Source organism: Lacinutrix sp. 5H-3-7-4, from assembly GCF_000211855.2.
In the GTDB taxonomy this organism is placed as follows: Bacteria; Bacteroidota; Bacteroidia; order Flavobacteriales; family Flavobacteriaceae; genus Lacinutrix.
Genome location: NC_015638.1, coordinates 242,600 through 269,205 on the forward strand (window position 1 = coordinate 242,600; position 26,606 = coordinate 269,205).

Sequence of the window (26,606 nt, forward strand, 5' to 3'; positions counted from 1 at the left end):
TTACTTAAAAAGGTATTTAAAAAACTGTCCTAAGTTTTTTTTAAAAATAAAAACCTTAGATTTATATAATCCTTTTTCTTTTTCTTTTTTAAAATTTTCAAAAAGCTCTGTAAAGTTTGATCCTTTAACAAAATCCAAGTGTTTCCATTTTTCTGGTTCTAAAAAGAAAAAATCTTGCATGTCTTTATAATTAGACTCATTTACAGCATCCCATTTTTTCATGAAACCGTCAACATCTACCTCTTCATTATGTCCCCAATTAGTGAGCTTTGTGATTAAATCTTCACGATCTCTAGAAATACTTTCGTGTAAAATTAAAGCATTAAAATAAATTACTTTACCATGCGTTTTTCTTCCAATTTTATAATCTGGATAATTAGTTGCAACTACAGTTTTGGTTGCTTCATTTACATACAAATAACCATTTTCTGTTTTTTTATATAAACTTACATGAAATGGTTGTATTTGTATTTTATGTTTTTCAGGGTTTGTTAAATAAGCATCTTTACTTTTTAAAAACTTTACAAAACGTTCAAAGTTTATAAAATACTCATCGGCATCCAGTTGAATTATCCAATTACCAATTCCCATTTTTTCGGCCATCATTTTACGCTCACGCACTTCGCATTGCATGGTTGTTAGTTCTGGCTTACAAAAATTATCTTCGTAAATAACTATTTTATTCTCTGTGTCAAAGGTTTTTATCCAATTAAAAAAAGAATCATCAATAGTAATTGGTGATCCATTCCAGGTTTTTCGGTCTATATCAACCGCTAAAAAAATAGTATCGGCTAATTTATAAACTAAAGGAATAGCATTTTTAAGCAATTCGTAATCGTAAGAGACTAAAAAGCCTACTTGAATTTTTTTCATAAAAAGTAATTCTGTTTTAAAACAAAAAACAAAGATACAATTCTTTAACATACCTTGTAGCTTTACAAAAAACTGTACCTTTGAGTTTGAAAAATAACTAGCGACAACTTGCGTTTATGAAAATTACCTTAATAAGTTTTGATTATTGGAATTACGACCAACATATTGTAAAAGCATTACAAAAAAAAGGGATTGAAGCTACACATATAGATATTAGTAAGTTTAAATATAAATACCGTTCGGTATTTGAAAAACTTAAAAATTTTGTTTTAAAGACATTTTTTAACAAGAATATAAAAAAAATTAAACGCTTAGAATATATTACTAATACACTTGAAAGTTTAGGCAAACAAGATGCTATTTTAGTTATAAGGCCAGATTTAATACCATTAGCAGTTCACACAAAAATAAAGACTTTTACAAACCAGTATATCGCTTATATTTACGATAGTTGTGTACGCTTTCCTGTGGACCATTTATTAAATGGTGTTTTTGATTCTATTTATTCTTTTGATTTAAAAGATGTTGAAAAATATGGTTTTAAACACATTACTAATTTTATTTATTTAGAGAAGCAACCTATAAAAACGGAGTACAAATATGATGCTTTTATAGTATTGTCTCCAGACGAAAGACTTACTCAACTTAATAGTATTGCACAACAATTTGATGCTTTAAATATTAGTTACAAATTTGTAACTGTAAGCTCTAGAAAACCGGTTGGTTTATATAAAAATATTGAGCATACTAGCACAGAGATTAAAGCTGATGAACTTAAAGAGCATCTTGATAACTCTAGAATAATTTTAGACTTAGTTCGTGATGGACATAATGGCTTAAGTTTTAGGATTTTTGAAGCTTTAGCTTATCAGAAAAAAATAATAACTACAAATGCTTCTGTAAAGAATTATGCTTTTTATAACCCTAATAATATTATGGTTATAGATAGTAAAAACCCTAAAATTGATGCTTCCTTTTTTAATACACCGTACCAGGTTTTACCAGAGGATATATACCACGAATTTACTGTAGATAATTTTACAGATACTGTTTTTAAACTTAAATAAGTTAGCGTTTTAAAACCTGATCTATTGTACTGCTAATATGCTTTAGAGAAAATGGCTGAATAATTTTTGGTGAGAAATCACTTAACTCATTCCATAACTCATTATTAGTATAAAGCGCCACAATTTGATTAGCAAAGTCTCTTTTATTATTTGCAATCATGGTTTGACTAAATGGAGAAAAATCGAAACCTTCTGCTCCAATATCTGTAGTTACAACTGGTAAACTATACTCAAAACTTTGTCCTATTTTTCCTTTAACACCTGCGCCATATTTTAATGGCGCCACAAATAATTTTGCTGTTTTATAATAGAGAGACACATCTTCTACAAAACCTATAACATTAAACTTTTTAGAGTGAAGCTCTAAAACCGTTTGTGTTGGATAACTACCAACAATATTAACTTTAATCTCTGGATGTGTTTCCCAAACCAATGGCATAATTTCATTATGTAAATACAATACAGCATCTTCATTTGGCATGTGCTTAAACCCACCAACAAATAGCAAATCTTTACGGTTTTCTACTGTTAAAAATTCATCTGTTTTTTTTATATAATCGTGAACATTACCTATAACGACCATTTTTTCTGGCTTATTATAATGTTTCAGTAGTTCGGTTTTATCATCTTCAGAAATTACTATAATACTATCGGCTTGATTGCAGTTATTTAATTCTATTTGTAAATAGCGTTCTGCTTCAGTTTTTGTGTTTAAATCTTGTGAGTCTTTAAATTCTCTACTTAACCTTAAATAATGAAAATCTACCATATCAAAAACCAACTTAATATTAGTATTTGCTTGTTTTATTTGTTGGTAATATTTTTCAAAAATATTTGGTCTATGTAACCATGCAATATCAAGTTTTTCTGCAATTTTATATATAAAAAGTTCTTTAGTTACCAATACATCACTTTGGTCTATTGTTGGCTCGTAAACATTTACACCAAGTGCTTTAAACTTTTCTATATAATCGCTTTTATACTTGTATTGCTTTAAATCTGCTACTAAAAATACAGCAACATCTTTTTCTAAAAGTAATTTTATAATTTCGGTTAAACGTCTAGAACCAGAATCTTTATTAAATTCTGGCACAATTTGATCTATAATTAAAACATTAGTTTTTTTAAAAACGTAGTGTTCTAAATTAAAACGCTTATTCTCCTTAATTAAACGGTTTCTAAGTGCATTATTTTTGTACTTAACTTTTATTTTTTTGAAAAAACTCATAGAATATATTACATCATTTAGGTTGCATTAAAAACCATATGTATTAAATTTATTGAAAATATTTAGCATTAAAAGCGTCTACTTCTGTCTCCATTTTTTCTATCATATTTTCCATTATAGACTCTGTAGATAAATTGAACAAAATACTTTCATGCTGAGACAGTTTAGATATTAAATGGTCGCGATTTGCTTTTTTATAAGCTGCTTTCGAGATTTTAAACCATTTTTTTCGTTTTAATATTGGCGCTTCAATAAAACTATTTTCTTTAATATCTATAGACAACATCCAATCGTTCCATTTCCATTCACTTACACGTTCTCCTTCGTACATATGTGCATTAAAACGTAAACGTTTCCAAGGTACTCTTAAAGCATCTGCCAGAATACAACCATGCATTGCTTCACTTATAACTTGTTCACTTTCTGCAATATCAATCATAAATTGTTCTACGTTACCATCTGTTGGTAAAATAAGATTCCAACCTAAGCCATCGCAAATAGATTTCCAGTCTACTTTATCTAATGATTTAAAATACGGTATAAAACTAATTTTATGTTTTTTAGGTAAGTTTAAATAGGTTTTATATTGCGGCAAAAGTGCTAAAAAATAAGCACCATCTGCAATGTAGTTATTAGCTTCTTTTGTTAACCTTAATGAGCTATAAGGACCACGTACAAATCTAATATCCCAAGAGTCATCAAAATTAAAGTTTTCATTTATAGAGCGAACTCCTGTACTAAAAATTACTTTTTTTTCGCTTTTATTAGCTAGTTCTATAAATTTCGAGTTGCCCATTAAAATTGAGCCAATACCCATAAAAGCAACATCGTTTCGTTTATTAAAAAAGTTGTCTCCAAAAACTTTAGGCCATATCCATAAATTTAAATCGTCTCCAAAATTTCCATGATCTGATTTATAATAAACTAATTTCATTTACTTTTGTTTTACGCAAATATATAATAAAATTGAGTGTGGATATTAAATTACTTACTACCGAAGCTGTCACTGTTTTAAAACAAGGTGGCATTATTTTATACCCAACAGATACTGTTTGGGGTATTGGTTGCGATGCAACAAATTATAATGCTGTTAAAAAAGTTTATAAACTTAAAAACCGTGAAGAAAGTAAAGCATTAATTTGTTTGGTTAATAATTATAGTATGCTAGAAAAGCATGTTGATAATGTACCAAATATAGCTTACGACATTTTAGATTTAGCTATAAATCCAACTACAGTGATTTATGATAATCCAGCTGGAGTTGCAGAGAATTTAATTGCAGAAGACAATACACTTGCCATTAGAGTTACTCAAGATAAATTTTGCCAGCACCTTATAAAATATTTAGGAAAACCTATTGTATCTACATCTGCTAACTTAGCAGGAAATCCAACTCCAAAATCGTTTAAAGAAATAGACGAAGCCATTTTAAAAGGTGTGGATTATGTCGTAAATTTGCAAACAGAAAAAAGGTCTACAAACCCATCAACTATTATAAAGTTGAGTAATAACGGAAACGTTAAAATTATTAGGGAGTAGCAAGGTTTGCATATACAATGAATCACAAAAAAGCACTTAAACACAACATATTTAAAATCATTTCCCAATCTGCTAAAGAGTTAAATCTTGATAGCTATGTAATTGGTGGTTTTGTACGCGATTATTTATTACAACGCGGCAACGCTAAAGATATAGATATAGTTGCTGTTGGTAGTGGTATCGCTCTTGCAAAGCAAGTTGCAAAAAACTTACCAAATAAGCCAAAAGTTCAAGTATTTAAAACGTATGGCACAGCAATGCTTAAATATAACGACATAGAAGTTGAATTTGTTGGTGCTAGAAAAGAATCTTACAACGAAAACAGCAGAAATCCTGTTGTAGAAAACGGCACTTTACAAGATGACCAAAACCGAAGAGATTTTAGCATAAATGCTTTGGCTTTAGATTTATCGCAAGATAATTTTGGAGATTTATTAGACCCTTTTAATGGTGTAGAAGATTTACAAAACAAAATTATACGCACACCTTTAGACCCAGATATTACGTATAGTGATGACCCTTTACGCATGATGCGAGCTATACGTTTTGCTACGCAATTAGGTTTTACTATAGAAAAAGAATCGTTAGATGCTATTACGAGAAACAACAATAGAATTAAAATAATTACCAAAGAACGTATTGTTGTAGAATTAAATAAAATATTAGAAAGTAAAACACCATCAATTGGCTTTTTATTACTAGAACAAACGGGATTACTTAAACATATTTTACCAGAATTAACGGCTTTAAAAGGTATTGATGAAGTTGAAGGCCAACGCCATAAAGACAATTTCTACCACACACTTGAAGTTGTAGATAATATAGCAAAACATACAGATGACGTTTGGTTGCGTTGGGCTGCATTATTACACGACATTGGAAAAGCACCAACAAAAAAATTCTCTAAAAAAGTAGGCTGGACATTTCATGCGCACGAATTTGAAGGCTCAAAAATGGTATATCATTTATTTAAGCGTTTAAAAATGCCGCTTAATGAGAAAATGAAATTTGTTCAAAAATTAGTATTTATGAGCTCGCGACCAATTGTTTTAGCTCAAGATATTGTAACAGATTCTGCCGTAAGACGCTTGGTTTTTGATGCTGGAGATTATGTAGATGATTTAATGACACTTTGTGAAGCAGATATTACAACCAAAAACCCTAAGAAATTTAATAAATACCACAACAACTTTAAAATTGTTAGAGAAAAAATAATTGAAGTTGAAGAGAAAGATAGTATTAGAAATTTTCAACCACCAGTAACTGGTGAAGAGATAATGAAAACCTTTAATTTAAAACCATCTAGAGAAATAGGTATAATTAAAGAAGCCATAAAAGAAGCTATTTTAGAAGGTGAAATACCTAACGAACATGAAGCCGCTTTTAATTTAATGCTAGAAAAAGGAAAAGCTTTAGGTTTAAAAACAAATCTATAACAATGCTTAAAATTTCAAGAACAAACTCTAATAATCAAGATTTTATCACTTTGGTAAAAGAATTAGACAATTATCTTAAAATTACAGATGGCGATGAACATGATTTTTACAACCAATTTAATAATATAGATGTTTTAAAACATGTAGTTGTAGCCTATAAAAACAATCAAGCCATTGCTTGTGGTGCATTTAAACCTTTTAATACTACTTCGGTAGAAATTAAACGCATGTTTACTAAACCAGAATTTAGAGGTTTAAATATAGCTAGTACCATTTTAAAGAAATTAGAACTTTGGGCTTTAGAATTAGGATATAATTACTCGGTTTTAGAAACTGGAATTAGGCAAGTAGAAGCTGTAGGATTTTATAAAAAAAGTAACTATAAAATAATACCTAATTACAGCCAATATAAAAACATGGAAAACAGTTTATGTTTTAAAAAACAATTAAGCTAGAAATTTAATTTTTAGGAAAAAGAATATGAAAAAACACTTTAGAACTTTTGCAAAAATAGCCTTAGTTTTAGTTTATCTGGTTATTATTGCTGGCGCAGTAGTTCGCATGACAGGTTCTGGAATGGGTTGTCCAGATTGGCCAAAATGTTTTGGTTATTACATACCTCCAACTCAAGCTTCAGATTTAGAATTTAAACCAAATCACGATTATAAAAAAGGTATTGTAATTATTAAAGATGAAGGTCTTTTAGTTGCACAAACAAATTTTATTTCTTCAGAAAATATAGATTTAAATAATTGGGAAGCATACACAAAACATGATTACGCAAAGTATAACCCATTACATACTTGGGTAGAATACATTAATAGATTATGTGGTGCCTTATCGGGAATTCCAATATTAATATTTACAGTTTTATCCTTTTGGTTTTGGCGAAAAAACAAATGGCTTCCTATAATATCTATACTTACAGTGTTTGGCATGGCATTTCAAGCTTGGCTTGGTAAAACGGTAGTAGACTCTAACCTTGCGCCTTATAAAATTACCATTCATATGGTAATGGCTTTAGTAATTGTAGGCTTTATTTTATATTTAATTTACGCCTCTAAAACACGCTTTAAAAAACAAATTCAAAATTCTAAATTTAAAAACATTTTACTATTTGCCATTGTTTTAACTTTAATACAAATTGTTTTAGGTACTCAAGTTAGACAGCATGTAGATGAGCAAGTAAAAGCTATAGGTTATGTAAAAGAATTATGGCTGCAAAACCCAACACTTCAATTTTATGTGCATCGTACATTTTCATTTTTAGTGTTTTTTGTAAACGCATGGTTATATGTTAAAAACAAACGTTTAAACTTAGGTTATAAAAAAGTAAACTTAATAATTATATGTATTGTTTTCGAGGTTGTTTCGGGCATTGCAATGTATTATTTTGATTTTCCTTTTCTATCGCAACCATTACATTTAGTGATTGCAACTATTTTATTTGGAATTCAATTTTATGTATATTTAGAAAACAGCTATAAAAGTATTTTTATTTCGGAAGAAATATAGAAGACAATCGTACCTTTGCAAACCAAAATTAAATTATGATTTATAGATTTAGAGTCATTCTTGACAATGATACAGAAGAAGATGTGTTTCGCGATTTAGAAATTAGAGAAACAGATACCATGGAAGATTTGCATAATATTATTACGCAGTCTTTTGGGTTTGATGGTACAGAAATGGCATCATTTTATTTAAGTGATGATGAGTGGAATCAAGGCGAAGAAATCTCATTGTTTGACATGAGCGAAGGCGCTAACCAAGTAAAGCTAATGAACGAAACAGCTTTAGATGACACAGTACATGAGGCACAAACAAAACTTATTTATGTTTACGATTTTTTTAATATGTGGACATTTTTTGTTGAATTAGCCGAAATCGCTGAAGAAACTGAAGGTGTTGATTACCCTAATTTAATGTTTGTTCAAGGTCAAGTACCAGACTCTGCGCCAGAAAAAGTTTTTGAAGCTGAAAGTGATGATATTTATGATGAATTTGATGATGATTACAATATTGATGATTACGATAATTTAGATTTTGATGAAAACTGGAATTAAAATTCTATTACCGTATTACTTATAAATACACATATAAATTAAAACCATTCTTTCCCAGAATGGTTTTTTTTATGCCTAATTTGTAACAAAAAATAAATAGCATCGTCTTACTTTTAAACCAACCTTTGCCTTTTTTATGGCATCAAAAAATATTAAGAGTTCATGGAAACCATTCTTCAAATAAATAATCTTACAAAAAAATATGGCTATTTAACCGCTGTAAAAGATTTATCTTTTACTATAGAAAAAGGTAATGTATATGGCATTTTAGGACCAAACGGTAGTGGGAAATCTACAACTTTAGGCATTGTATTAAACGTTGTAAATAAAACCAGTGGTGATTTTAAATGGTTTGATGGTAATGCAACTACACATGAAGCTTTAAAAAAAGTAGGTGCTATTATTGAGCGTCCTAACTTTTATCCATACATGACTGCTTTTAAAAATTTAAAATTAGTTTGTAAAATTAAAGGTATTGATGATAGTAAAATATTAGAAAAACTTGAAGTTGTTGGCTTAACAGATAGAAAAGATAGTAAATTTAAAACCTTTTCTTTAGGAATGAAACAGCGCTTAGCCATAGCTTCTGCCCTACTTAATGATCCTGAAATTTTAATTCTAGACGAACCTACTAATGGTTTAGACCCACAAGGTATTCACCAAATTAGAGCTATTATTAAACAAATTGCAAGTCAAGGTACAACTATTTTATTAGCATCGCATTTACTTGACGAGGTAGAAAAAGTATGCTCACACGTTGTAGTTTTAAGAAAAGGCGAAAAATTATATTCTGGCCGCGTAGATGAGATGATTTCAAGTAATGGCTTTTTCGAATTAAAAAGTGACGACAAATCTAGTTTACTTTCTTTTTTAGAAACACATAAAGATATCGATCGTGTTACAGAAAAAGATGGTGTTACAACTGCGTTTTTAAAAGCACCTGTTTCTGCATCAGAGTTTAATAAACAAGCCTTTAATAATGGTGTATCCTTATCGCATTTAGTTATGCGTAAAGAAAGTTTAGAAGAGCAATTTCTTCAGCTTACAGATAATAAAAAATAAAACATCAATCCTGCTAAATTAAAGTTTAGTATTTAAATCATTTCTGAATTATTTCAGCTAAAAACCAACCAATCATGTTACGACTTTTAAATATAGAATTTATAAAACTTTGGAATAATCGCGCTAGTAAAGTGCTTATTCTAGCTTATTTTATTTTATTAACTGCCATTGCTTTAATTGCTGCCATTAAATTTGATATTGGTCCTGTAAAATTTCATCTTGCAGAACAAGGCATTTTTAATTTTCCATATATATGGCACTTTAACACGTTTATTGCTGCTTCACTAAAATTCTTTTTAGCCATTGTTATTGTTTCTATGATGGCTAATGAATATAGCAACAAAACCATTAAACAAAATTTAATTGATGGTTTAAGTAAAAAAGAATTTATAGCTTCTAAATTTATAACTGTTTCAGTTTTTGCACTAATTTCTACACTTTTTGTATTTGTTGTATCTTTAATTCTTGGTTATTCATTTTCTAGTATTACAGAGTCGTTTCACGTGTTTTCAGACTTAGAATACCTTTTAGCCTTCTTTGTTAAATTATTAGGTTTCTTTTCGTTTTGCTTGTTCTTAGGTATATTAATTAAACGCTCTGCTTTTGCTTTAGGATTCTTATTTGTTTGGTATGTAATCGAAAAAATTGCCTACGCTTTAATAAGGTTTCAGTTTGATGCTACAAAAGATCATTGGGAAGCAATAACACAATGGTTTCCTTTAGAGTCTATGTCTAATTTAATAATGGAACCCTTTTCAAGATTAGGTGCTGTTAAAGAAATAGCAAACCAAGTTGGTGAACAATTTAATTTTGACTATAGTTTACATTGGTACCAAGTCGCTATTGTTTTATTTTGGACCGCTCTATTTATTTTAGGCTCTTACCGTTTGTTATTAAAACGTGATTTGTAGGTAATTACCTATTTATTTTAACATACTTAAGTTAGATTAACAATTGTATTTATAATATATTTGAATACTACGCTAATCTATTATGAAAAAGGTATTTAATTTCCTACTATTATGTTGTTGTTTTGCTGTTTACTCGCAACAAGAAGCCTCTAACTGGTATTTTGGTGATAATGCCGGAATTAATTTTGATTTAAATGGAAATGTTACAACTTTAGATAACGGACAATTAGCTACTGAAGAAGGTTGTACAAGTATTTCAGACAATGCAGGTAATTTATTATTTTATACCAATGGCGAGAATGTTTACGATAGTTCTCATAATTTAATGCCTAATGGTTTTGGTTTAACAGGTAACCAGTCTAGCACACAGTCTGCTATAATTATACCTAAACCTGAAGATGCAGACATTTATTATATAATTACCCAAGACACAGAGTTTCAAGGTGGTTTAGATTCTGGATTTCGTTACTCTGTTGTAGATATAACTTTAAATGGCGGATTAGGAGATGTAACATTAAAAAATCAGTTTTTATTACATAAAGCTTCAGAGAAATTAAGTGCTGTTTTAAAAGATTGCCAATCACAAAGTATTTGGGTAGTGACATTTGCAGATAGTGATGCGTTAACAAACTCAAATGCAGTTGATAATAATAACAATACATTTTATGCCTTTGAAGTAAATGCTGTTACAGGAATTAATACAACGCCTATAGTATCGTCTTTTCCTTTTTCAATTTCAGAAAGAAGAGGTTACTTAAAATTCTCTCCAGACGGTACAAAATTAGCTGCGGCAAATATTACCGAAGGCTTATACCTTTACGATTTTGATACCGCTACGGGTATAGTTAGTAATCCTACATTTATTAATATAAATTTTATTTCGCAAGCTGGAGCACAAAACCCTTATGGTATTGAGTTTTCTCCAGATAACACAAAACTTTATGTCTCGACTTTTGTCAATGTAGCTCCAGAAGATTTTAATAATGCTAATGCTCAATATGGCGCTTTATTACAATATAATTTACAAGCAACAGATATTAGTGCAAGCGAAGTACTTATTGACGAAAGACAAACTTATCGTGGAGGTTTGCAATTAGGACCTAACGGAAAAATATACCGTGCCATGAGCAATACTTACGATCAAGGCACACCTTTTTTATCTGTTATAAATAATCCAAATGCACTAGGTTTAGCTTGTAATTATCAACATAATGCAGTGGCTTTAACTGCTAATTCTAGACAAGGTTTACCTCCATTTATTTCTTCTTTTTTTACTGAAACTATAGATATTATTAAAGATGGAAACAGTACAACATTTTTAAAACTATGCGATGGTGATTTTTACTCTTTAATGGGAGACGATATACCTGGTGCTACCTATACTTGGACTTTAGATGGCAACCTTTTACCAGAAACAGATTTTGATTTAGATATTACAACATCTGGTTTTTATGAAGTATTAATTGAACTTAACGATGGTAATTGTGGCGCTTTAAAAGGTGAAGCCAATGTTACGTACTTCTCGTATCCAGTCGCTAATCAACCTTCAAATATTAGAGTTTGTGATAACAATAATGATAATAAATTTCTTTTTGATTTATCGCAACAAACAAGCGATATCCTTGATACTCAAGACCCATTAACAACAGATGTTATTTATTTTGAGAGTTTAAGTGATGCTCAAGCTGGGATTAATAGTATTAGTGGTTTGTATGAAAATACTTCAAACCCACAAACAATATACGCACGAGTACAACCTACAGGCAATGCAAATTGTTTTGATATTACATCTTTTAATATTCAAGTATTTAATACTCCGCAAATAAATAATACTAACGACTTTATTGTATGTGATAACGATAATAATCCTATGGATGGATTTTTAACTATAGATTTAACTACTTTTAATGCAGATATTATTGGGAATCAAAATCCAGCAATTTATACTATTTCATACTATAACAGTTTTGAAGATGCCGAAAATGAACAAAATCAATTACCTAATAACTATACCAATCAAACAGCTTTTAATGAGACTATTCATATTAGAATTGAAAACAATAATGAAACATCATGTTATTCTATAGGAAATTTTCAATTAATAATAAACCCTATACCAGAAGCTAACAATACCACACTATACCAATGTGACGATATTAATGCTGTAGACGGTTTTACAACCTTTAACCTAACTCAAGTTATAGATAATATTACACCTACTACAACAAATAGGAGCATTAGGTTTTTTAATTCACAAAACGATGCCGAAAACAATACCAATGAAATAGATGGCAACGCATATAACAATATTACTAATCCTGAAACCATTTACGTTAGAGTAACTAATACTATTACCGGCTGTATTAATACAAGCGAACTAATAATTGAAACTAGCGATACACAAATTAGTAATTATTACGCACCAGAACTTTGTGATGTTTTAAACTCTGAAGATGGTTTAGATACCTTTAATCTAGATGAGTTTTCTGTTCAAATATTAAACGCATTACCAACAGGTTTAAATATTAATTATTTTGAAACTTATAATGATGCACTTTTAGAACAAAATCCACTAGCATCACCGTACCAAAATACTACGCCATATTCTCAAACTATTTATGTTAGAGTTGAAAACAATAATGCCTGTTATGGAATAAATGAAGTATACTTAAAAATTAATCCTCTACCAGAATTAGAGACCGAAAACGAAAGAGTTTTATATTGCTTAAATACATTTCCAGAAACACTAACTTTAAATAGTAGTTTAGCTGATGAATTTTCGGGAAACTATAGTTTTAACTGGTCTACAGGTGAAACAACCGAATCTATTCAAGTTAATACTGTTGGTACTTTTACTGTAACCGTTACAAATATTGCATCTGGTTGTAGTAAAACAAAAAATATAATTGTAGAACCTTCTAATACTGCAACAATAGAAGATGTTTTAGTAATTGATGGCAGTTTAAATAATAATCAAATTACAATATTATTTAGTGGTGAAGGCGAATACGAATTTGCATTAACTAATCAAGATGGAGAATCTACACTTTTTCAAGAAAGTAATATATTTAATAATATTTCTCCTGGAATTTATACAGTAACCATTAGAGATACCAAAAATAATTGTGGTAGCGTTACAGAGTTGGTATCTGTAATAGGTTTCCCTCTATACTTTACACCTAATAATGATACAATAAATGACACTTGGCAAGTTTACGGTGTTTCAAGTCAATTTCAACGTAATTCTTTAATTCATATTTTCGATCGCTACGGAAAACTTCTTACTACTTTAGATCCTGCTGGTAAAGGTTGGGATGGTACTTACAATGGAAAAATTATGCCCGCAAGTGACTATTGGTTTCATGTTACCTTAGAAGATGGCCGTATTTACAAAAATCACTTTACATTAAAACGCTAATAGACTTTATCTTTTTTTTAGTAGGTGTTATTTACATAGAGTTGTTTTAAATTTAGTATTCCACTTTTTATAGCTATTCTAATATTTAACAATCTTATGAAAACTAATTATATAGTTTATATTTGCTCAATCAATCGCATTTAACCCATTATGAAAAGGATCCTACTAAGTACATTATTTTTTATTTTCTCGTTTATTTCTTTCGCTCAACAACCTAATGACTGTGCTAATGCTCTTACGGTTTGTGGAGATTCAGATGTTGTTTTAGATGTTAACGGACCTGGAAACAATAGTAACGAATTTCCTAACTCTTGCCAAAGTAATGAAAACAATAGCTTATGGCTAGAAGTAACTGTAACAACAACAGGTACTTTAGCATTTACATTAACTCCTAATAGCAATAATATTACTGAGGACTACGATTTCTTTATTTTTGGACCAAACACAACATGTGGTAATTTAGGACCAACGATAAGATGTTCTACAACAAATCCTCAATCATCTGGTCAAGCAAATAATTTAACAGGGTTAAGTACTTCTGAAACAGACAACTTTGAAGGTCCTGGTGCTGCTGGAAATAGTTTTGTAAGTGCTATAAATGCTAATGCAGGAGATACATATTTTATTGTTATAGATAGACCTATTGGTAATAGTCCTTTTAGTTTAACTTGGACTGGTACCGCACAATTTGCCAATGCTCCAACCAGCGAAACAGATCCTTCTGGAAATGCTTTAGATTTAACTGAATGTGATTCGGTAGCGCCATTTAATGATGGTCAAACACCTTTTAATTTAGAAGAAAACACGCCTCTAATTATAGGATCGCAACCAGATGTAGCTGTGGCATACTATGAATCTGAAAGTAATGCTAATATCGCTTCAAACCCATTAACAAGCCCATATATTAGTAACAGTAACGGACAAACTATTTATGCTACAATTACTAATACATCTACAGGTTGTTTTACTATTCAAGAATTTCAATTATTAATAAATAACAATACTACTGCTGCACAGCCTTCAAACCTAGAACTTTGCGACGATTCTTCAAACGATGGCGTAGAAATATTTGATTTAACAACCGAGGAAGCAGTTATTTTAAACGGTCAAGATCCAGCCAATTACACGGTAAGTTATTACGAGCAACCAGGTGATGTAGCAACAAGTACCAATGCAATAGCAACACCAGGAGCTTACCCAAATATGTCAAGTCCACAAACCATATATGTTCGTGTAGACGATAACTCTAATCCAGCATGTTTTGGCGAAACAAGTTTTACAATAACGGTTAATCCAGAAGACGATTCGACCTTTACCATGCAACCAACCTGTGATGGAGCTACTGTAGATACAGTAGCCACACCAGGCGGCACCTATGTATTAAATCCAGATCCTGCAGATGGCTCAGTAATAGATGCAACAACAGGAACAATAACCGACGGATTATCAGGCGCGAGTTACACTGTAGATTATACAACAAATGGCACCTGTCCATCAACAAGTTCATTTACAGTAACAGTAGATATAACCAATGATGCTTCATTTACTATGAATGCTACCTGTGATGGTGGAATAGTAACAAGCGAAGCCACACCAGGCGGTACCTATGCATTTAATCCAATACCAACAGATGCTGCTAGTATAGACCCAGTAACAGGAACAGTAACAGGAGCCACATCTGCCACTGTTTATATGGTAGAATATAGCTTAGGAGGCGCTTGTCCGTCATCAACAATAGAAACGCTAACCGTTTTAACTACCGATGATGCTAGTGTAACCTACACACCAACCTGTGATGGTGGCGTTGTAGATTCAGAAGCCACACCAGGCGGAAGCTATGCATTTAATACTGTGCCAACAGATGGTGCGATTTTAGATACCACTACAGGCGCTATAACCGGAGGCACACCAGGAGCAAGTTACACCGTAGATTATACAACAAATGGTAGCTGTCCAGCAACAAGTACAACAACTGTAACAGCCAACCCACTACCAACAGTAGTAACACCAACACCTTTAGAAGTATGTGATGATGCGACACCAGATGGAATAACAGCAATAGATTTAACATTAAAAAATCAAGAGATATCAGGCGGAAATCCAGCCTATACAGTAAGCTATTATTTTACACCATTAGACGCAATAAATGCGACCAATCCATTAGCCATACCTTATACCAACCAAACACCAAATATGCAAACGGTATATGTTCGAGTAGAAGATGCAAACACGGGATGTTTTGATACAACGAGTTTAGAATTAGTAGTTGAGCAAGCACCAGTAGCCTTTACACCAGCAGCTTTAGAATACTGTGATCCAGACAGTGATGGGTTTGGAGAGTTTATGCTATCAGATACCGAAGCAGAAATCACAGCAGGCGCACCAGGACTAACAGTCACTTACCATGAAACGATGGCCGATGCTATGAATAATGTTAATGCCTTATCAAGTCCTTACAATAACATTGTAGCAAACATGCAAACAATTTATGTACGAGTAGAAAGCTCTACCATAGCAACAGACTGTGCGAGTTTTGTAGAACTTGTATTAATAGTCAACCCAACACCACAAATAACCGATCCAACAGCGTTAGAAGTTTGTGATGATAATGCCGATGGTTTTGCTACATTTAATTTACCAAGTAAAGATGCCGAGATTCTAAATTTATTAGATACCGATCCAACAAACGATTTAGATCCAACGCAATACACAGTAACATATTATATAACACCAGGCGATGCTATGGCAGGTACAAACCCAATAGCAACACCAAACGCTTATGTTAATACTAGTAACCCGCAAATAGTACATGTACGAGTAGAAGACACAGCTAATGATTGTTTTACAAACACGACATTAGAGCTTATAGTTAACCCATTACCAGTACTTGTGCAACCAGATCCTTTAGCCTTGTGTGATGTTAATAATCCAGGAGATGAAGTAGAAGCCTTCACTTTAGAAGATGCAAATGCACAAATACTAAACGGTCAAACGGGTATAACACTAACATACTTTGATACACAAGCAGGAGCCGATACTAATGATGCAGCCGCACAAATATTCAGTCCATATACCAATACTGTAAACCCACAAACAGTATATGTACGAGCAGAAAATGATAACACAGGCTGTGTAAGCACGATCACATTAGACCTTCGTGTCAATCCATTACCATCACCAGTTGCAATGCCAGCAGCTATTGAAGAATGTGATGATGATAATGATGGTTTTGCAAGTTTCGATTTAGACGCCCAAAGTGCTATAATCACCAATGGAGAGCCAGATATCACTATTAGTTACTATGAGACGCAAGATGATGCTATGAATATGGTAAACCCATTAGTGAGTCCATACAATAATATTGTAGCCAATATACAAACCATTTATGTTTTAGCAGAAAATGATAACACAGGCTGTTTTACAATAGTCGAAATGCCATTAATTGTACAACCAGCACCAGTAGTACCATTAGATATCGAGGACTATATTATTTGTGATGACGATGATGATGGATTCAATCAATTTGATTTTGATGCAGTAATTACACCACAAATCTTTACAGCAGGACAAACAGCGGCAGATTTCACACTAACGTATCACACAACACAAGCTAATGCCGATTCAGGAAACAACCCAATTATTAATACCAGTAACTATACAAATAACTCTAACCCACAAACCATTTACATTCGATTAGAGAGTAATACTAATGGATGTGTTACTACAGGAGAATTTATAATACGTGTAGAGTTTCCACCAGTATTAGATCCAAACTACGATAATGAGTTAGCACAATGTGATGATTTAGACGCTAACTATATGGAAGCCAATGACGGTTTCACTTCTTTTGATTTAACAGTAGAAGATTCAGAAATAGTAAATGGCAACAACAGTTGGGTTGTAACCTATTATGAAACAATGGCAGATGCTCAAGGCGATGTAAATGCAATAGCAGACCCAACCAACTATACCAATACCATGAATGGTCCACAAACACTTTATGTACGTGTGACCGATAACGATACAGGGTGTTTTTCATTTACAACAGTGACATTACGAGTACTTCCAAACCCATCACCAACACCAGATCCAGAAGATTTGATAGTGTGTGATGATACCAACGCAGGTGATTTAATAGAAGTTTTCGATTTAACACAAAATGAAATAGCAATTATTAATGGAGAATTAAATGTAACGGCAAGTTACTACACCAGTCAAGACGATGCCATTACAGGAAACAATGCAATAGCAGACCCAACAATGCATACTAATGAAGATCCAAACAATCCAGGAACAGGTATAACACCACAAACCATTTATGTACGTCTAACCAATGGCGATGATAACACAGGATTAAACGGTACAGGATGTTACAGTTTAGTAAGTTTTGATGTTATTGTAAACCCATTACCAACAGTAACACCAGTAGACGATTATATTATTTGTGAGCTGTTTAATGATGGTATGGCCGATTTTGATTTAGACGGCACGATGACAGCAGCAATATTAAACGGTCAAGACCCGTCAATATTCACTGTAAGTTATCATGAAACACAGGCAGAAGCAGATGCAGCCATCAATGGATTAAACAGTCCGTATACCAATATTACCAATCCACAAACCATATATGTAAACATCACCAATACTATTACAGGCTGTGATGTAGCGACACTAAACTTTAATATAGAAGTACAAGAAGCAGCACAAGCCAATCCAGATGGAGTAGCAATAGTATATGAGCAATGTGATGACAATATGGAGTTTGATGGCGACCCAAGTAACGATACAGTACAGTTTAATTTAGAAACACAAAACCCATTTGTTTTAGATGGACAAGACGCTAATAACTACACTGTAAGTTACTATGAAAATCAAGCAGATGCAGATGCAGGTACAAACCCATTACCATTTTTATACGAAAACACTAGTAATCCACAAGTAATTATTGTTCGTGTAGATAATGATACCATGATAGTAACACCAATAAGTTTAGACCTAAGCAGTTTAACAACAGGATTAGATGTTGATAGTGATGGAAATATAGATACAATAGATACCAATGGCGATGGCGTGTTCGATATAGTAGATATCAATGGCGATGGCATAGCAGAAGGATTTGATAGTGATGCCGATGGTATTATAGATTATATAGATTTAGATGGCGATGGCAATGGTGATTTAGTAGACCTAAATAACGATGGCGTTGTAGATAATGGTCAAGACAGTTCAATATGTTATGAAACCGCTGAAGTTACTCTACAAGTCAACCCGTTACCAGCCTTTGATTTAGACGATAGTTACCTACTATGTATCAATACTAATGGTACAGAAGTAGTAAACTCACCACTAGTAGATACAGGTTTAGATGCTTCATTATATAGTTTTGAATGGAGCTATGAAGGCAATGTTATGGCAGGAGAAACAGGACCATCAATCATGCCAACCGAAGGCGGAAACTATAGTGTAATAGTAACAGATACCTCTACAAGTGCAAATACAATGTGTATGAGTAGTGATAGTACTGTGGTAGATGTAAGCGAACCACCAGTAATTAGTTACGAGCTATTAACAGCAGCCTTTGCAGACCAACACGATGTGCAAGTAACGGCAAGCGGAAGCACAGCAACTTCAATAGCCGTGTATGAATTTAGTTTAAACGGTGGTGCTTGGCAATTAGGAACAGCAAATGCAGATGGAAGTTACAGTCACACCTTTACCAACATACCAGCAGGCGGTATAGTTGTAACCGCAAGAGATGTTAATGGTTGTGGAGAAGTAAGTGAAGAAATCATGGTACTAGACTACCCAGTTTACTTTACACCAAATGGTGATGGTTATAACGAAACATGGAATATATATAGCATCTCAAATTACCCAGATGCTAAGATTTACATCTTTGATCGTTTTGGAAAACTATTAAAACAAATAAGTCCATTAGGCGATGGTTGGAACGGAACTTACAATGGTAACCCAATGCCAACAAGTGACTACTGGTTTACAGTAGAATATACAGACACAGCAACAAATACTAAAAAGCACTTTAGAGCACACTTTACATTAAAGCGTTAAAACTAAAGTAAAACACATAGTAAATAGTAAACACAAAAAAATCTGAACGATTCGTTCAGGTTTTTTTATTTAATTCATCCTCACTTATTATTTGTATTTTTAAGTTCCTTAAGCTTAAAAAATGAAAAAAACATGTTCTATTTTATTTATAATATTTATACTTCCAGTAATCGTTTGGTGTCAAGATATTTCAATATTTCAACAATTTAATGGAAGGTATGATTATTTAGCTATTGGCAATACATTAAATCCCGCAGAAAATAATTTAGTACAATCTTTTTGCGAGATTCTACCATCATCTCAAGCTACACTTAATATTAACAGTTCTTCTACTGTAGTTGCAGCATATTTATATTGGGCCGGCTCTGGCTTAGGAGATACTGAGGTCTCTTTAAATGGAACCGCAATTAATGCTGCAGACACTTATAATACAATATACACAGATACTACATTAGGAGATTTAAATTACTTTTCCTGTTATGCAGATGTCACGAATCAAATAATTAACGAAGGCAATACTGTTTACGAATTAACAAACCTTGATATTTCTGAAACTTTAGCTAATAATCCTGGGCATTGCGCCAGGCGAACAAATTTTGCAGGTTGGAGTATTTATGTAATATATGAAAACCCTACACTTCCTCTTAATCAAGTCAATTTATTTCAAGGATTAGAAATTATAAATCGTAATGTAACAGAAAAAACAATTTTTCTTGATAATGTAAATGTACTCGATAATGATAATGCTAAAATAGGTTTTTTGGCTTGGGAAGGCGACAATGCTTTAAACTATGGAGAAACCTTATCTATAAATGGAAATATAATTTCTAATCCACCACTAAATTTAGCAGATAATGCCTTCAACGGGACTAATACTTTCACTAATGACACAGGTTTTTATAATGGAGATTTAGATGTATATAGTATAGAAAACAATATAAATATTGGAGACACACAAGTTGAAATAAAACTAACTACAGGAGATTTTAATGAATTTGGAACTTTTCAAGCCGATTTAATTTTAATTAATAACATTATAACCGTACTTAATAGCCAATTACCAGATGCGACAATAGACGTTATAGGAAATGTGACTAATTGCGGAGATAGAAATATAACTTTAGATTACATTGTAAACAATACAAACAGTACAGATCCCTTACCTGCAGGAACACCAATAGCATTTTATGTAAATAACCAACTAATTGAACAAACAATAACAAACAATATTATAGGAATAAACGAAAATGAAACAGCCACAATAGAAATAAGTATTCCAAGTAATATTCCAAACGATTTTATATTAGAAGTCTATGTTGATGACGATGGCTTAGGAAACAGTACAGTAATAGAGATTTTAGAAAACAACAATAGCACAAACTTAGCTGTATCATTAATTCCATTACCTGAAACAATAGAATTACCACCATTAAACAATTGTAATGAAGGTTATAATACCGCAACTTATGATTTAGAATTAATTTTAATTGAAATAAACTCTAATAACTATTTTAATTTTTTATTTTATGAAACTACCGAAGACCTTCAGAATAATACTAACCAAATTATAAACATAAATAATTACCAATCACAACAAACACCACAAACACTATATATTAAAGCAGAAACAACAAACTGTTTTGATATTTTCAAATTCAATTTAATAACAGAAAATTGTCCGCCATTTATTCCGCAAGGCTTTTCACCTAATAATGATGGTTATAACGATTATTTTAATATTCAAGGACTCTATACTATTTTCCAGGAACATGAGTTATTAATTTATAGCCGTTATGGCAATCTTATATTTATTGGTGACGACTCAAAAAAATGGTATGGTTTTTCTAATCACGGTATTAACGACGGAAAACGCGTACCAACAGGTACATATTTTTATGTTTTAAAACTTAATTATAAAAATTCTTCTCCAAAGGTTGGTTGGGTTTATTTAAATAGATAAAAAAATCATGTATTTCATCGATTAATTTTGCGTTTAAACATAAAAACGTTAATTTTGAGCACTTTAACGAACAGATTGAAGTTTAAAAAACTCTGTTTTCATAATTCATTACTAGATGGAAAAGTCCTCAAAAAAAACAGTAAATCATGTTACATTAGTAATGTTATTTATAAATTTACTTACCCTAAATGCGCAACAAATTACTGTAGACAGTAATCAATCTGCACAAGAATTAATTGAAAATAATTTGGTGCAAGGTTGTGTACAAGTTTCAAATATATCTTCCCCAATTAATGGAAGTATAAACGGCTTCTCTAGTTTTGGTTATTTTGAAAGAGCTAATTCTAATTTTCCTTTTGAAAATGGTATTGTACTATCTTCAGGTAATGTTAACTCTGCAGGAAACATGCAAAATACAAGTGCATTAAATGAAGGTAATGATAACTGGCAATCTGATCCTGATCTAGAAACTGCTTTAGGTATTAATAATACTTTAAATGCTACAAGTATTCAGTTTAGTTTTACCTCATCATCAAGTACTATACAATTTAATTATATTTTAGCTTCCGAAGAGTATTTTGCAGATTACCCATGTAATTATTCAGATGGTTTTGCATTTTTAATTAGAGAAACAGGAAGTGGAAACCCATACCAAAATATAGCTATTGTACCAGGAACTTCGATACCAGTAAATACTAGTACCATACACGATGAAATTGTAGGTTTTTGTCCTGCCGAAAACGAAAGTTATTTTGAAGGCTATAATATTGGAGACACCAATTTTAACGGAAGAACAACCGTTATGTCTGCATCTGCTAATATTACACCTAATACGCAATACGATATAAAATTAATAATAGCCGATCAAACCGATAGAAATTTTGACTCTGCTGTATTTATAGAAGGTAATAGTTTTACAGATAGTGTAGATTTAGGTCCTGATTTTTCTACATGTGATGCTTCTGCAATATTAAATGCTAATACTAATAATCCTCAAGCAGTTTATAATTGGTATCAAGACAATGTATTAATTAGCGGTGAAAACTCAAGTAGTATAAATGTAAACACATCGGCTACTTATACTGTAGAAATAACTGTACCTTTAAATAATACTACATGTACTTTTGATGATACTATAAGTGTTACTTTAAACTCTATACAAACCATAGAGTCGCTTAGTGATTTTGAATTATGCGATGATATAAGTGGCGATGGGACAGAAAATTTTGATTTAACCCAAAAAAACCCAGAATTACTGGCATTATTACCAAACTCTAATTACAATATAAGTTATCATGACTCGCAACAAAATGCTATTGATAATACTAATGCCTTTACAAATATTAACAACACTGCAAATCCTCAAACAATTTATATAAGAGCCGAAGACACCTCTAGTGGTTGTGTATATATGTCGCAAGTAACTTTAGTAGTAAATACAATACCACAAATTACAGATCCTCAAGATGCCGAAATTTGCAGTAATAGCGATGGTAGTATTGCTCTAACTAGTTTTAATAATGAAATTACAAACGGCGATACTAACTATAGTGTCACTTACCATTATTCTCAAACAGATGCAGACTCTGGCTCTAACCCAATAGACTCTCCTTATACACCAACAAATACTACAGAGCAACTATTTATTAGAGTAGTAAACGTAAATACAGGATGTCTTGCTTTTACAGATATTATTATAAATACTTATAATGCTCCAAACATAAACAATTCTACACAGCAAATTAACGCTTGTGAACAAGACGATGATGGTTTTGAAACTTTTGATTTAGAAAGTGTTTTATCAGATGTATTACAAGGCGAAACAGGTGTAACAACAACTTTTCACACCTCTATAGAAGATGCACAAAGCGGTGATAACCCTATAAATAATCCAACAGATTATCAAAATACCATACCAGAGTTTCAAGTTGTTTATATAAGAATTACTAATAACAATAATTCATGTTTTGAAATTGTACCTATAGAATTACATACAAACATTCTAGAAACAGGAACAAATATTCGTGATTTTGCTTCGTGTGATGTCGCTCCAGATGATAACATTGGAGAATTTGATTTAGCAAATATAACTGTGGTTATAGCAAATGGACTTCCAGATATAACTATAACTTATTATGAAACAGAAGACGATTTAACAAATAATACTAATGCTATAGATACTTCAAACTTATACAGTGTAGAAAATGAGCAAACACTTTATATTTTAATTGAAGATGCAGACTGTTCAAATACATCAGAGATTTTATTATACATTTTACCATCGGTTACTATTTTAAACGATGCTCCTGTAACCTATTGTGATACAGATCCAGATGGCTTCACCTCTATTCAATTGTCTTCATTTAACGAATTAATGGGTCAAGGTATTCCAAATGCGGCCGTTACTTATTATGAAACTCAAACCGATGCTGAAAATTACCAAAATCAACTTCCAGAATTTTATAATAATACAACTAACCCAATTACAGTTTTTGTTAGAGTAATTGGTGAAGGTGGTTGTCACGACATAAAACCTCTCGAGATTCAAGTACTACCAGCACCTAATACTAACTTACCTACAGATTTTTTAATTTGTGATGATGACCAAGATGGAGCTTCTGTTATAGATTTAACATCAAAAAATAATGAGATTACAAACGATTCTAACGTTACTATAACTTATTATGAATCTGAAAATGATGCTAATTCATCTTCAAACGAAATTTTAAATACTACAAATTACAGTACCCAAACTACAACTGTATTTGCTAAAGTAGAAAACAATACATCTGGATGTTATGCTATTGTTCCTGTTTCAGTTATTATAAATACATTACCTGTATTTACATCTATACCAGACTTTATTATTTGTGAAACAGACGGTAATCAAACTGCAGATTTTATTTTCTCTAATCATGATGCTGCTGTTTTAAATGGACAAACAGGAAAACAAGTATTGTATTTTGAAACGCAAAATGATGCTGCAAATAGAACAAATGTTATAGATAAAAATGCAGTTTACAACAATACCTCACAAACACAAGTAATGCATGTTAGAGTAGAAAATGTAACAGATGCGTCATGCTTTGGCATTTCTACTTTCAATATTGAAGTTGGATCAGAACCAATATATACTGCGCCTCAAGATGTTTTTGTTTGTGATGACATTTCAAATGATGGTTTTGAAACTTTCGATTTAAACGAAATTACAAACACCATAACTCAAGACAGTCCAGAAACGCTAAGCGTATCATATTACTTATCTCAAAATGATGCCAATAACGAAGTAAATGCAATACCACAAAACTTTACTACAACCGAAAATCCTCAAGCCATATTTATAGTTGTAGATAATGGTACTTATTGTAAAGGGTTAAACAGTTTTGAGTTTAATGTTATACAAGTTCCACAAGTAAATTTAGCATCAGATTTAGTTATCTGTGACTCTAATACAGATGGCTTTGCTACTTTCGATTTAACAGTTGCAGAAATTGAAGTTTTAGCAGTAAGACAAGACAATATTTCTATTGCTTACTACGAAAACGAAACAGATTTAGAGAACAATACCAACCCAATTTCAACGCCAGAAAATTATACAAACACAGCTAATCCACAAACTGTATATATAGAAATTACTAATACTGTTTCAAATTGTGAAGTTTCGGTTCCTATAGAGTTAATAGTTAATCTACCACCAGAAATAAACAATATTGGTACTTTTAATATCTGCGAAACGACTAATAATAGTTTTAATTTAACCCAAACCATAGAACCGTTAATAGGCAATCAAGATGCCTTAATTAATTTTTATATATCTCAAAATGAGGCAGAACAAAACCAAAACCCATTAAATACAGATTATACGTATTCAACAAATAGCGATATTATATACGCCAGAGCAGAATTTGCTAATAATGGTTGTTATAATATTATGCCTTTTACATTAAATGTTTATACTAATCCAGTTGCTAATACCTTAAGTGATTTAGAAGCTTGTGATGATGATTTTGACAGTTTTCTATTTTTTGATATCTCACAACAAACACCAATTGTACTTGGCTCTCAAAATCCAAATGATTTTTCAGTAACTTATTTTACTACAGAAAATGATGCTATTAACAATACTAATACAATACAAGATTTAAATTATGAAGCTGAAGATGGAGAAGAAATTTTTGTAAAAGTTGAAAACAATACAACCAGTTGCTATGATATAACTAGTTTTTCAATTTATGTAAAACGCAAACCTATAGTAGAAATAACAGATCAGGTATTATGTTTAGATAATTTACCGCTTACTGTAACTGCAGAAACATTTGTTGATACAGACACTTACCTTTGGTCTACGGGAGAAACAGATGCTACTATAGATATAAGTACAATAGGAGACTATAGCGTTACTGTAACATCACAATACGGTTGCAGCACGACCTCAAATTTTTCTGTAATAGAATCTGAAGCTGCAGTAATAGAATTTACAGAAAGTATAGACTTTGGTAACCCAAATAATTTAACAGTAACTGTTTCTGGAATTGGTGAATATCTATACCAATTTGACGATGAACAACCTCAAGAATCTAACTTTTTTAGTAATGTGCCTATTGGGCCGCATACCATTACAGTTATAGATTTAAATGGCTGTAATAGCACCACCAAAGAAATTGTAATTATAGATGCACCTCAATATTTCACACCAAATGGAGATAACATTAACGAAGAGTGGCATATTACCGGTGTAGAATTACTTGAAGGTACAGTAGTTAATATTTACAGTAGATACGGTAAAATTTTAAGCACATTAAACCACAATTCTAGAGGATGGAATGGTAATTATAATGGTAACCCAATGCCTGCTACAGATTATTGGTTTGTTGCAGATGTTAAAAAAGGAGCAATAGCTTTTCAAGTTAAAGGTCATTTTGCCTTAAAGCGTTAAGCATAGCACTTTAGCATAACTTTTAGATAATTTTTTTTTAG

Annotated in this window: 15 protein-coding genes; 12 read left to right on the forward strand and 3 right to left on the reverse strand. The window is 31.6% G+C overall.

Annotation, left to right across the window (positions count from 1 at the left end):
- On the reverse strand, positions 1 to 873 hold the full coding sequence (locus LACAL_RS01150; protein ID WP_013868858.1) for a hypothetical protein: 873 nt from the start codon (positions 871 to 873) through the stop codon (positions 1 to 3).
- Between the two features lie 116 nt (positions 874 to 989).
- Between LACAL_RS01150 and LACAL_RS01155 the strand changes: the two genes are divergently transcribed.
- Positions 990 to 1,940, forward strand: coding sequence for a hypothetical protein (locus LACAL_RS01155; RefSeq protein ID WP_013868859.1), 951 nt, complete (start codon positions 990 to 992; stop codon positions 1,938 to 1,940).
- A 1-nt stretch (position 1,941) separates the two neighbouring features.
- Here LACAL_RS01155 and LACAL_RS01160 read toward each other — a convergent pair whose 3' ends face one another.
- Both LACAL_RS01160 and LACAL_RS01165 read right to left on the reverse strand, forming a co-directional pair.
- Complete coding sequence (locus LACAL_RS01160; RefSeq protein WP_013868860.1) at positions 1,942 to 3,168, reverse strand: glycosyltransferase; 1,227 nt, start codon at positions 3,166 to 3,168, stop codon at positions 1,942 to 1,944.
- A gap of 49 nt (positions 3,169 to 3,217) precedes the next feature.
- Positions 3,218 to 4,102, reverse strand: a complete 885-nt coding sequence (locus LACAL_RS01165; RefSeq protein WP_013868861.1) for a polysaccharide pyruvyl transferase family protein — start codon at positions 4,100 to 4,102, stop codon at positions 3,218 to 3,220.
- A gap of 38 nt (positions 4,103 to 4,140) precedes the next feature.
- Here LACAL_RS01165 and LACAL_RS01170 point away from each other — a divergent pair, with 38 nt between their 5' ends.
- From LACAL_RS01170 to LACAL_RS01220, 11 genes are all read left to right on the forward strand, one after another.
- Positions 4,141 to 4,707 carry an L-threonylcarbamoyladenylate synthase gene (locus LACAL_RS01170; RefSeq protein WP_013868862.1) on the forward strand — a complete coding sequence of 189 codons (567 nt, stop codon included), beginning with the start codon at positions 4,141 to 4,143 and terminating at the stop codon, positions 4,705 to 4,707.
- A 17-nt stretch (positions 4,708 to 4,724) separates the two neighbouring features.
- The gene (locus LACAL_RS01175) at positions 4,725 to 6,143 is read left to right on the forward strand and encodes a CCA tRNA nucleotidyltransferase (RefSeq protein ID WP_013868863.1); all 1,419 of its coding nucleotides are present in this window, start codon (positions 4,725 to 4,727) and stop codon (positions 6,141 to 6,143) included.
- Positions 6,144 to 6,145: 2 nt separating this feature from the next.
- On the forward strand, positions 6,146 to 6,598 hold the full coding sequence (locus LACAL_RS01180; protein WP_013868864.1) for a GNAT family N-acetyltransferase: 453 nt from the start codon (positions 6,146 to 6,148) through the stop codon (positions 6,596 to 6,598).
- A 25-nt stretch (positions 6,599 to 6,623) separates the two neighbouring features.
- Positions 6,624 to 7,658 carry a heme A synthase gene (locus tag LACAL_RS01185; protein WP_013868865.1) on the forward strand — a complete coding sequence of 345 codons (1,035 nt, stop codon included), beginning with the start codon at positions 6,624 to 6,626 and terminating at the stop codon, positions 7,656 to 7,658.
- Between the two features lie 35 nt (positions 7,659 to 7,693).
- Positions 7,694 to 8,209 (forward strand): hypothetical protein, encoded by a 516-nt coding sequence (locus LACAL_RS01190; RefSeq protein WP_013868866.1) that lies wholly within the window; start codon positions 7,694 to 7,696, stop codon positions 8,207 to 8,209.
- Between the two features lie 162 nt (positions 8,210 to 8,371).
- Positions 8,372 to 9,271, forward strand: coding sequence for an ABC transporter ATP-binding protein (locus LACAL_RS01195; protein ID WP_013868867.1), 900 nt, complete (start codon positions 8,372 to 8,374; stop codon positions 9,269 to 9,271).
- A gap of 74 nt (positions 9,272 to 9,345) precedes the next feature.
- Positions 9,346 to 10,182, forward strand: a complete 837-nt coding sequence (locus tag LACAL_RS01200; RefSeq protein WP_013868868.1) for an ABC transporter permease — start codon at positions 9,346 to 9,348, stop codon at positions 10,180 to 10,182.
- Between the two features lie 82 nt (positions 10,183 to 10,264).
- Positions 10,265 to 13,600, forward strand: coding sequence for a T9SS type B sorting domain-containing protein (locus LACAL_RS01205; protein WP_013868869.1), 3,336 nt, complete (start codon positions 10,265 to 10,267; stop codon positions 13,598 to 13,600).
- Between the two features lie 150 nt (positions 13,601 to 13,750).
- Entirely contained in the window at positions 13,751 to 19,669 is a 5,919-nt protein-coding gene (locus LACAL_RS01210; protein ID WP_013868870.1) for a T9SS type B sorting domain-containing protein, read from the forward strand.
- 121 nt (positions 19,670 to 19,790) lie between these two features.
- Positions 19,791 to 21,629, forward strand: a complete 1,839-nt coding sequence (locus LACAL_RS01215; RefSeq protein WP_013868871.1) for a T9SS C-terminal target domain-containing protein — start codon at positions 19,791 to 19,793, stop codon at positions 21,627 to 21,629.
- 115 nt (positions 21,630 to 21,744) lie between these two features.
- Positions 21,745 to 26,565, forward strand: a complete 4,821-nt coding sequence (locus tag LACAL_RS01220; protein ID WP_013868872.1) for a T9SS type B sorting domain-containing protein — start codon at positions 21,745 to 21,747, stop codon at positions 26,563 to 26,565.
- Positions 26,566 to 26,606 lie beyond the last annotated feature (41 nt).

What these genes read in the sequence shown, in the direction of transcription:
- LACAL_RS01175 (WP_013868863.1), top strand. Translation starts at nt 4,725, where the DNA reads ATGAATCACAAAAAAGCACTTAAACACAACATATTTAAAATCATTTCC.
- LACAL_RS01180 (WP_013868864.1), top strand. Translation starts at nt 6,146, where the DNA reads ATGCTTAAAATTTCAAGAACAAACTCTAATAATCAAGATTTTATCACT.
- LACAL_RS01155 (WP_013868859.1), top strand. Translation starts at nt 990, where the DNA reads ATGAAAATTACCTTAATAAGTTTTGATTATTGGAATTACGACCAACAT.
- LACAL_RS01215 (WP_013868871.1), top strand. Translation starts at nt 19,791, where the DNA reads ATGAAAAAAACATGTTCTATTTTATTTATAATATTTATACTTCCAGTA.
- LACAL_RS01195 (WP_013868867.1), top strand. Translation starts at nt 8,372, where the DNA reads ATGGAAACCATTCTTCAAATAAATAATCTTACAAAAAAATATGGCTAT.
- LACAL_RS01210 (WP_013868870.1), top strand. Translation starts at nt 13,751, where the DNA reads ATGAAAAGGATCCTACTAAGTACATTATTTTTTATTTTCTCGTTTATT.
- LACAL_RS01160 (WP_013868860.1), bottom strand. Translation starts at nt 3,168, where the DNA reads ATGAGTTTTTTCAAAAAAATAAAAGTTAAGTACAAAAATAATGCACTT.
- LACAL_RS01190 (WP_013868866.1), top strand. Translation starts at nt 7,694, where the DNA reads ATGATTTATAGATTTAGAGTCATTCTTGACAATGATACAGAAGAAGAT.
- LACAL_RS01220 (WP_013868872.1), top strand. Translation starts at nt 21,745, where the DNA reads ATGGAAAAGTCCTCAAAAAAAACAGTAAATCATGTTACATTAGTAATG.
- LACAL_RS01205 (WP_013868869.1), top strand. Translation starts at nt 10,265, where the DNA reads ATGAAAAAGGTATTTAATTTCCTACTATTATGTTGTTGTTTTGCTGTT.
- LACAL_RS01165 (WP_013868861.1), bottom strand. Translation starts at nt 4,102, where the DNA reads ATGAAATTAGTTTATTATAAATCAGATCATGGAAATTTTGGAGACGAT.
- LACAL_RS01150 (WP_013868858.1), bottom strand. Translation starts at nt 873, where the DNA reads ATGAAAAAAATTCAAGTAGGCTTTTTAGTCTCTTACGATTACGAATTG.
- LACAL_RS01185 (WP_013868865.1), top strand. Translation starts at nt 6,624, where the DNA reads ATGAAAAAACACTTTAGAACTTTTGCAAAAATAGCCTTAGTTTTAGTT.
- LACAL_RS01200 (WP_013868868.1), top strand. Translation starts at nt 9,346, where the DNA reads ATGTTACGACTTTTAAATATAGAATTTATAAAACTTTGGAATAATCGC.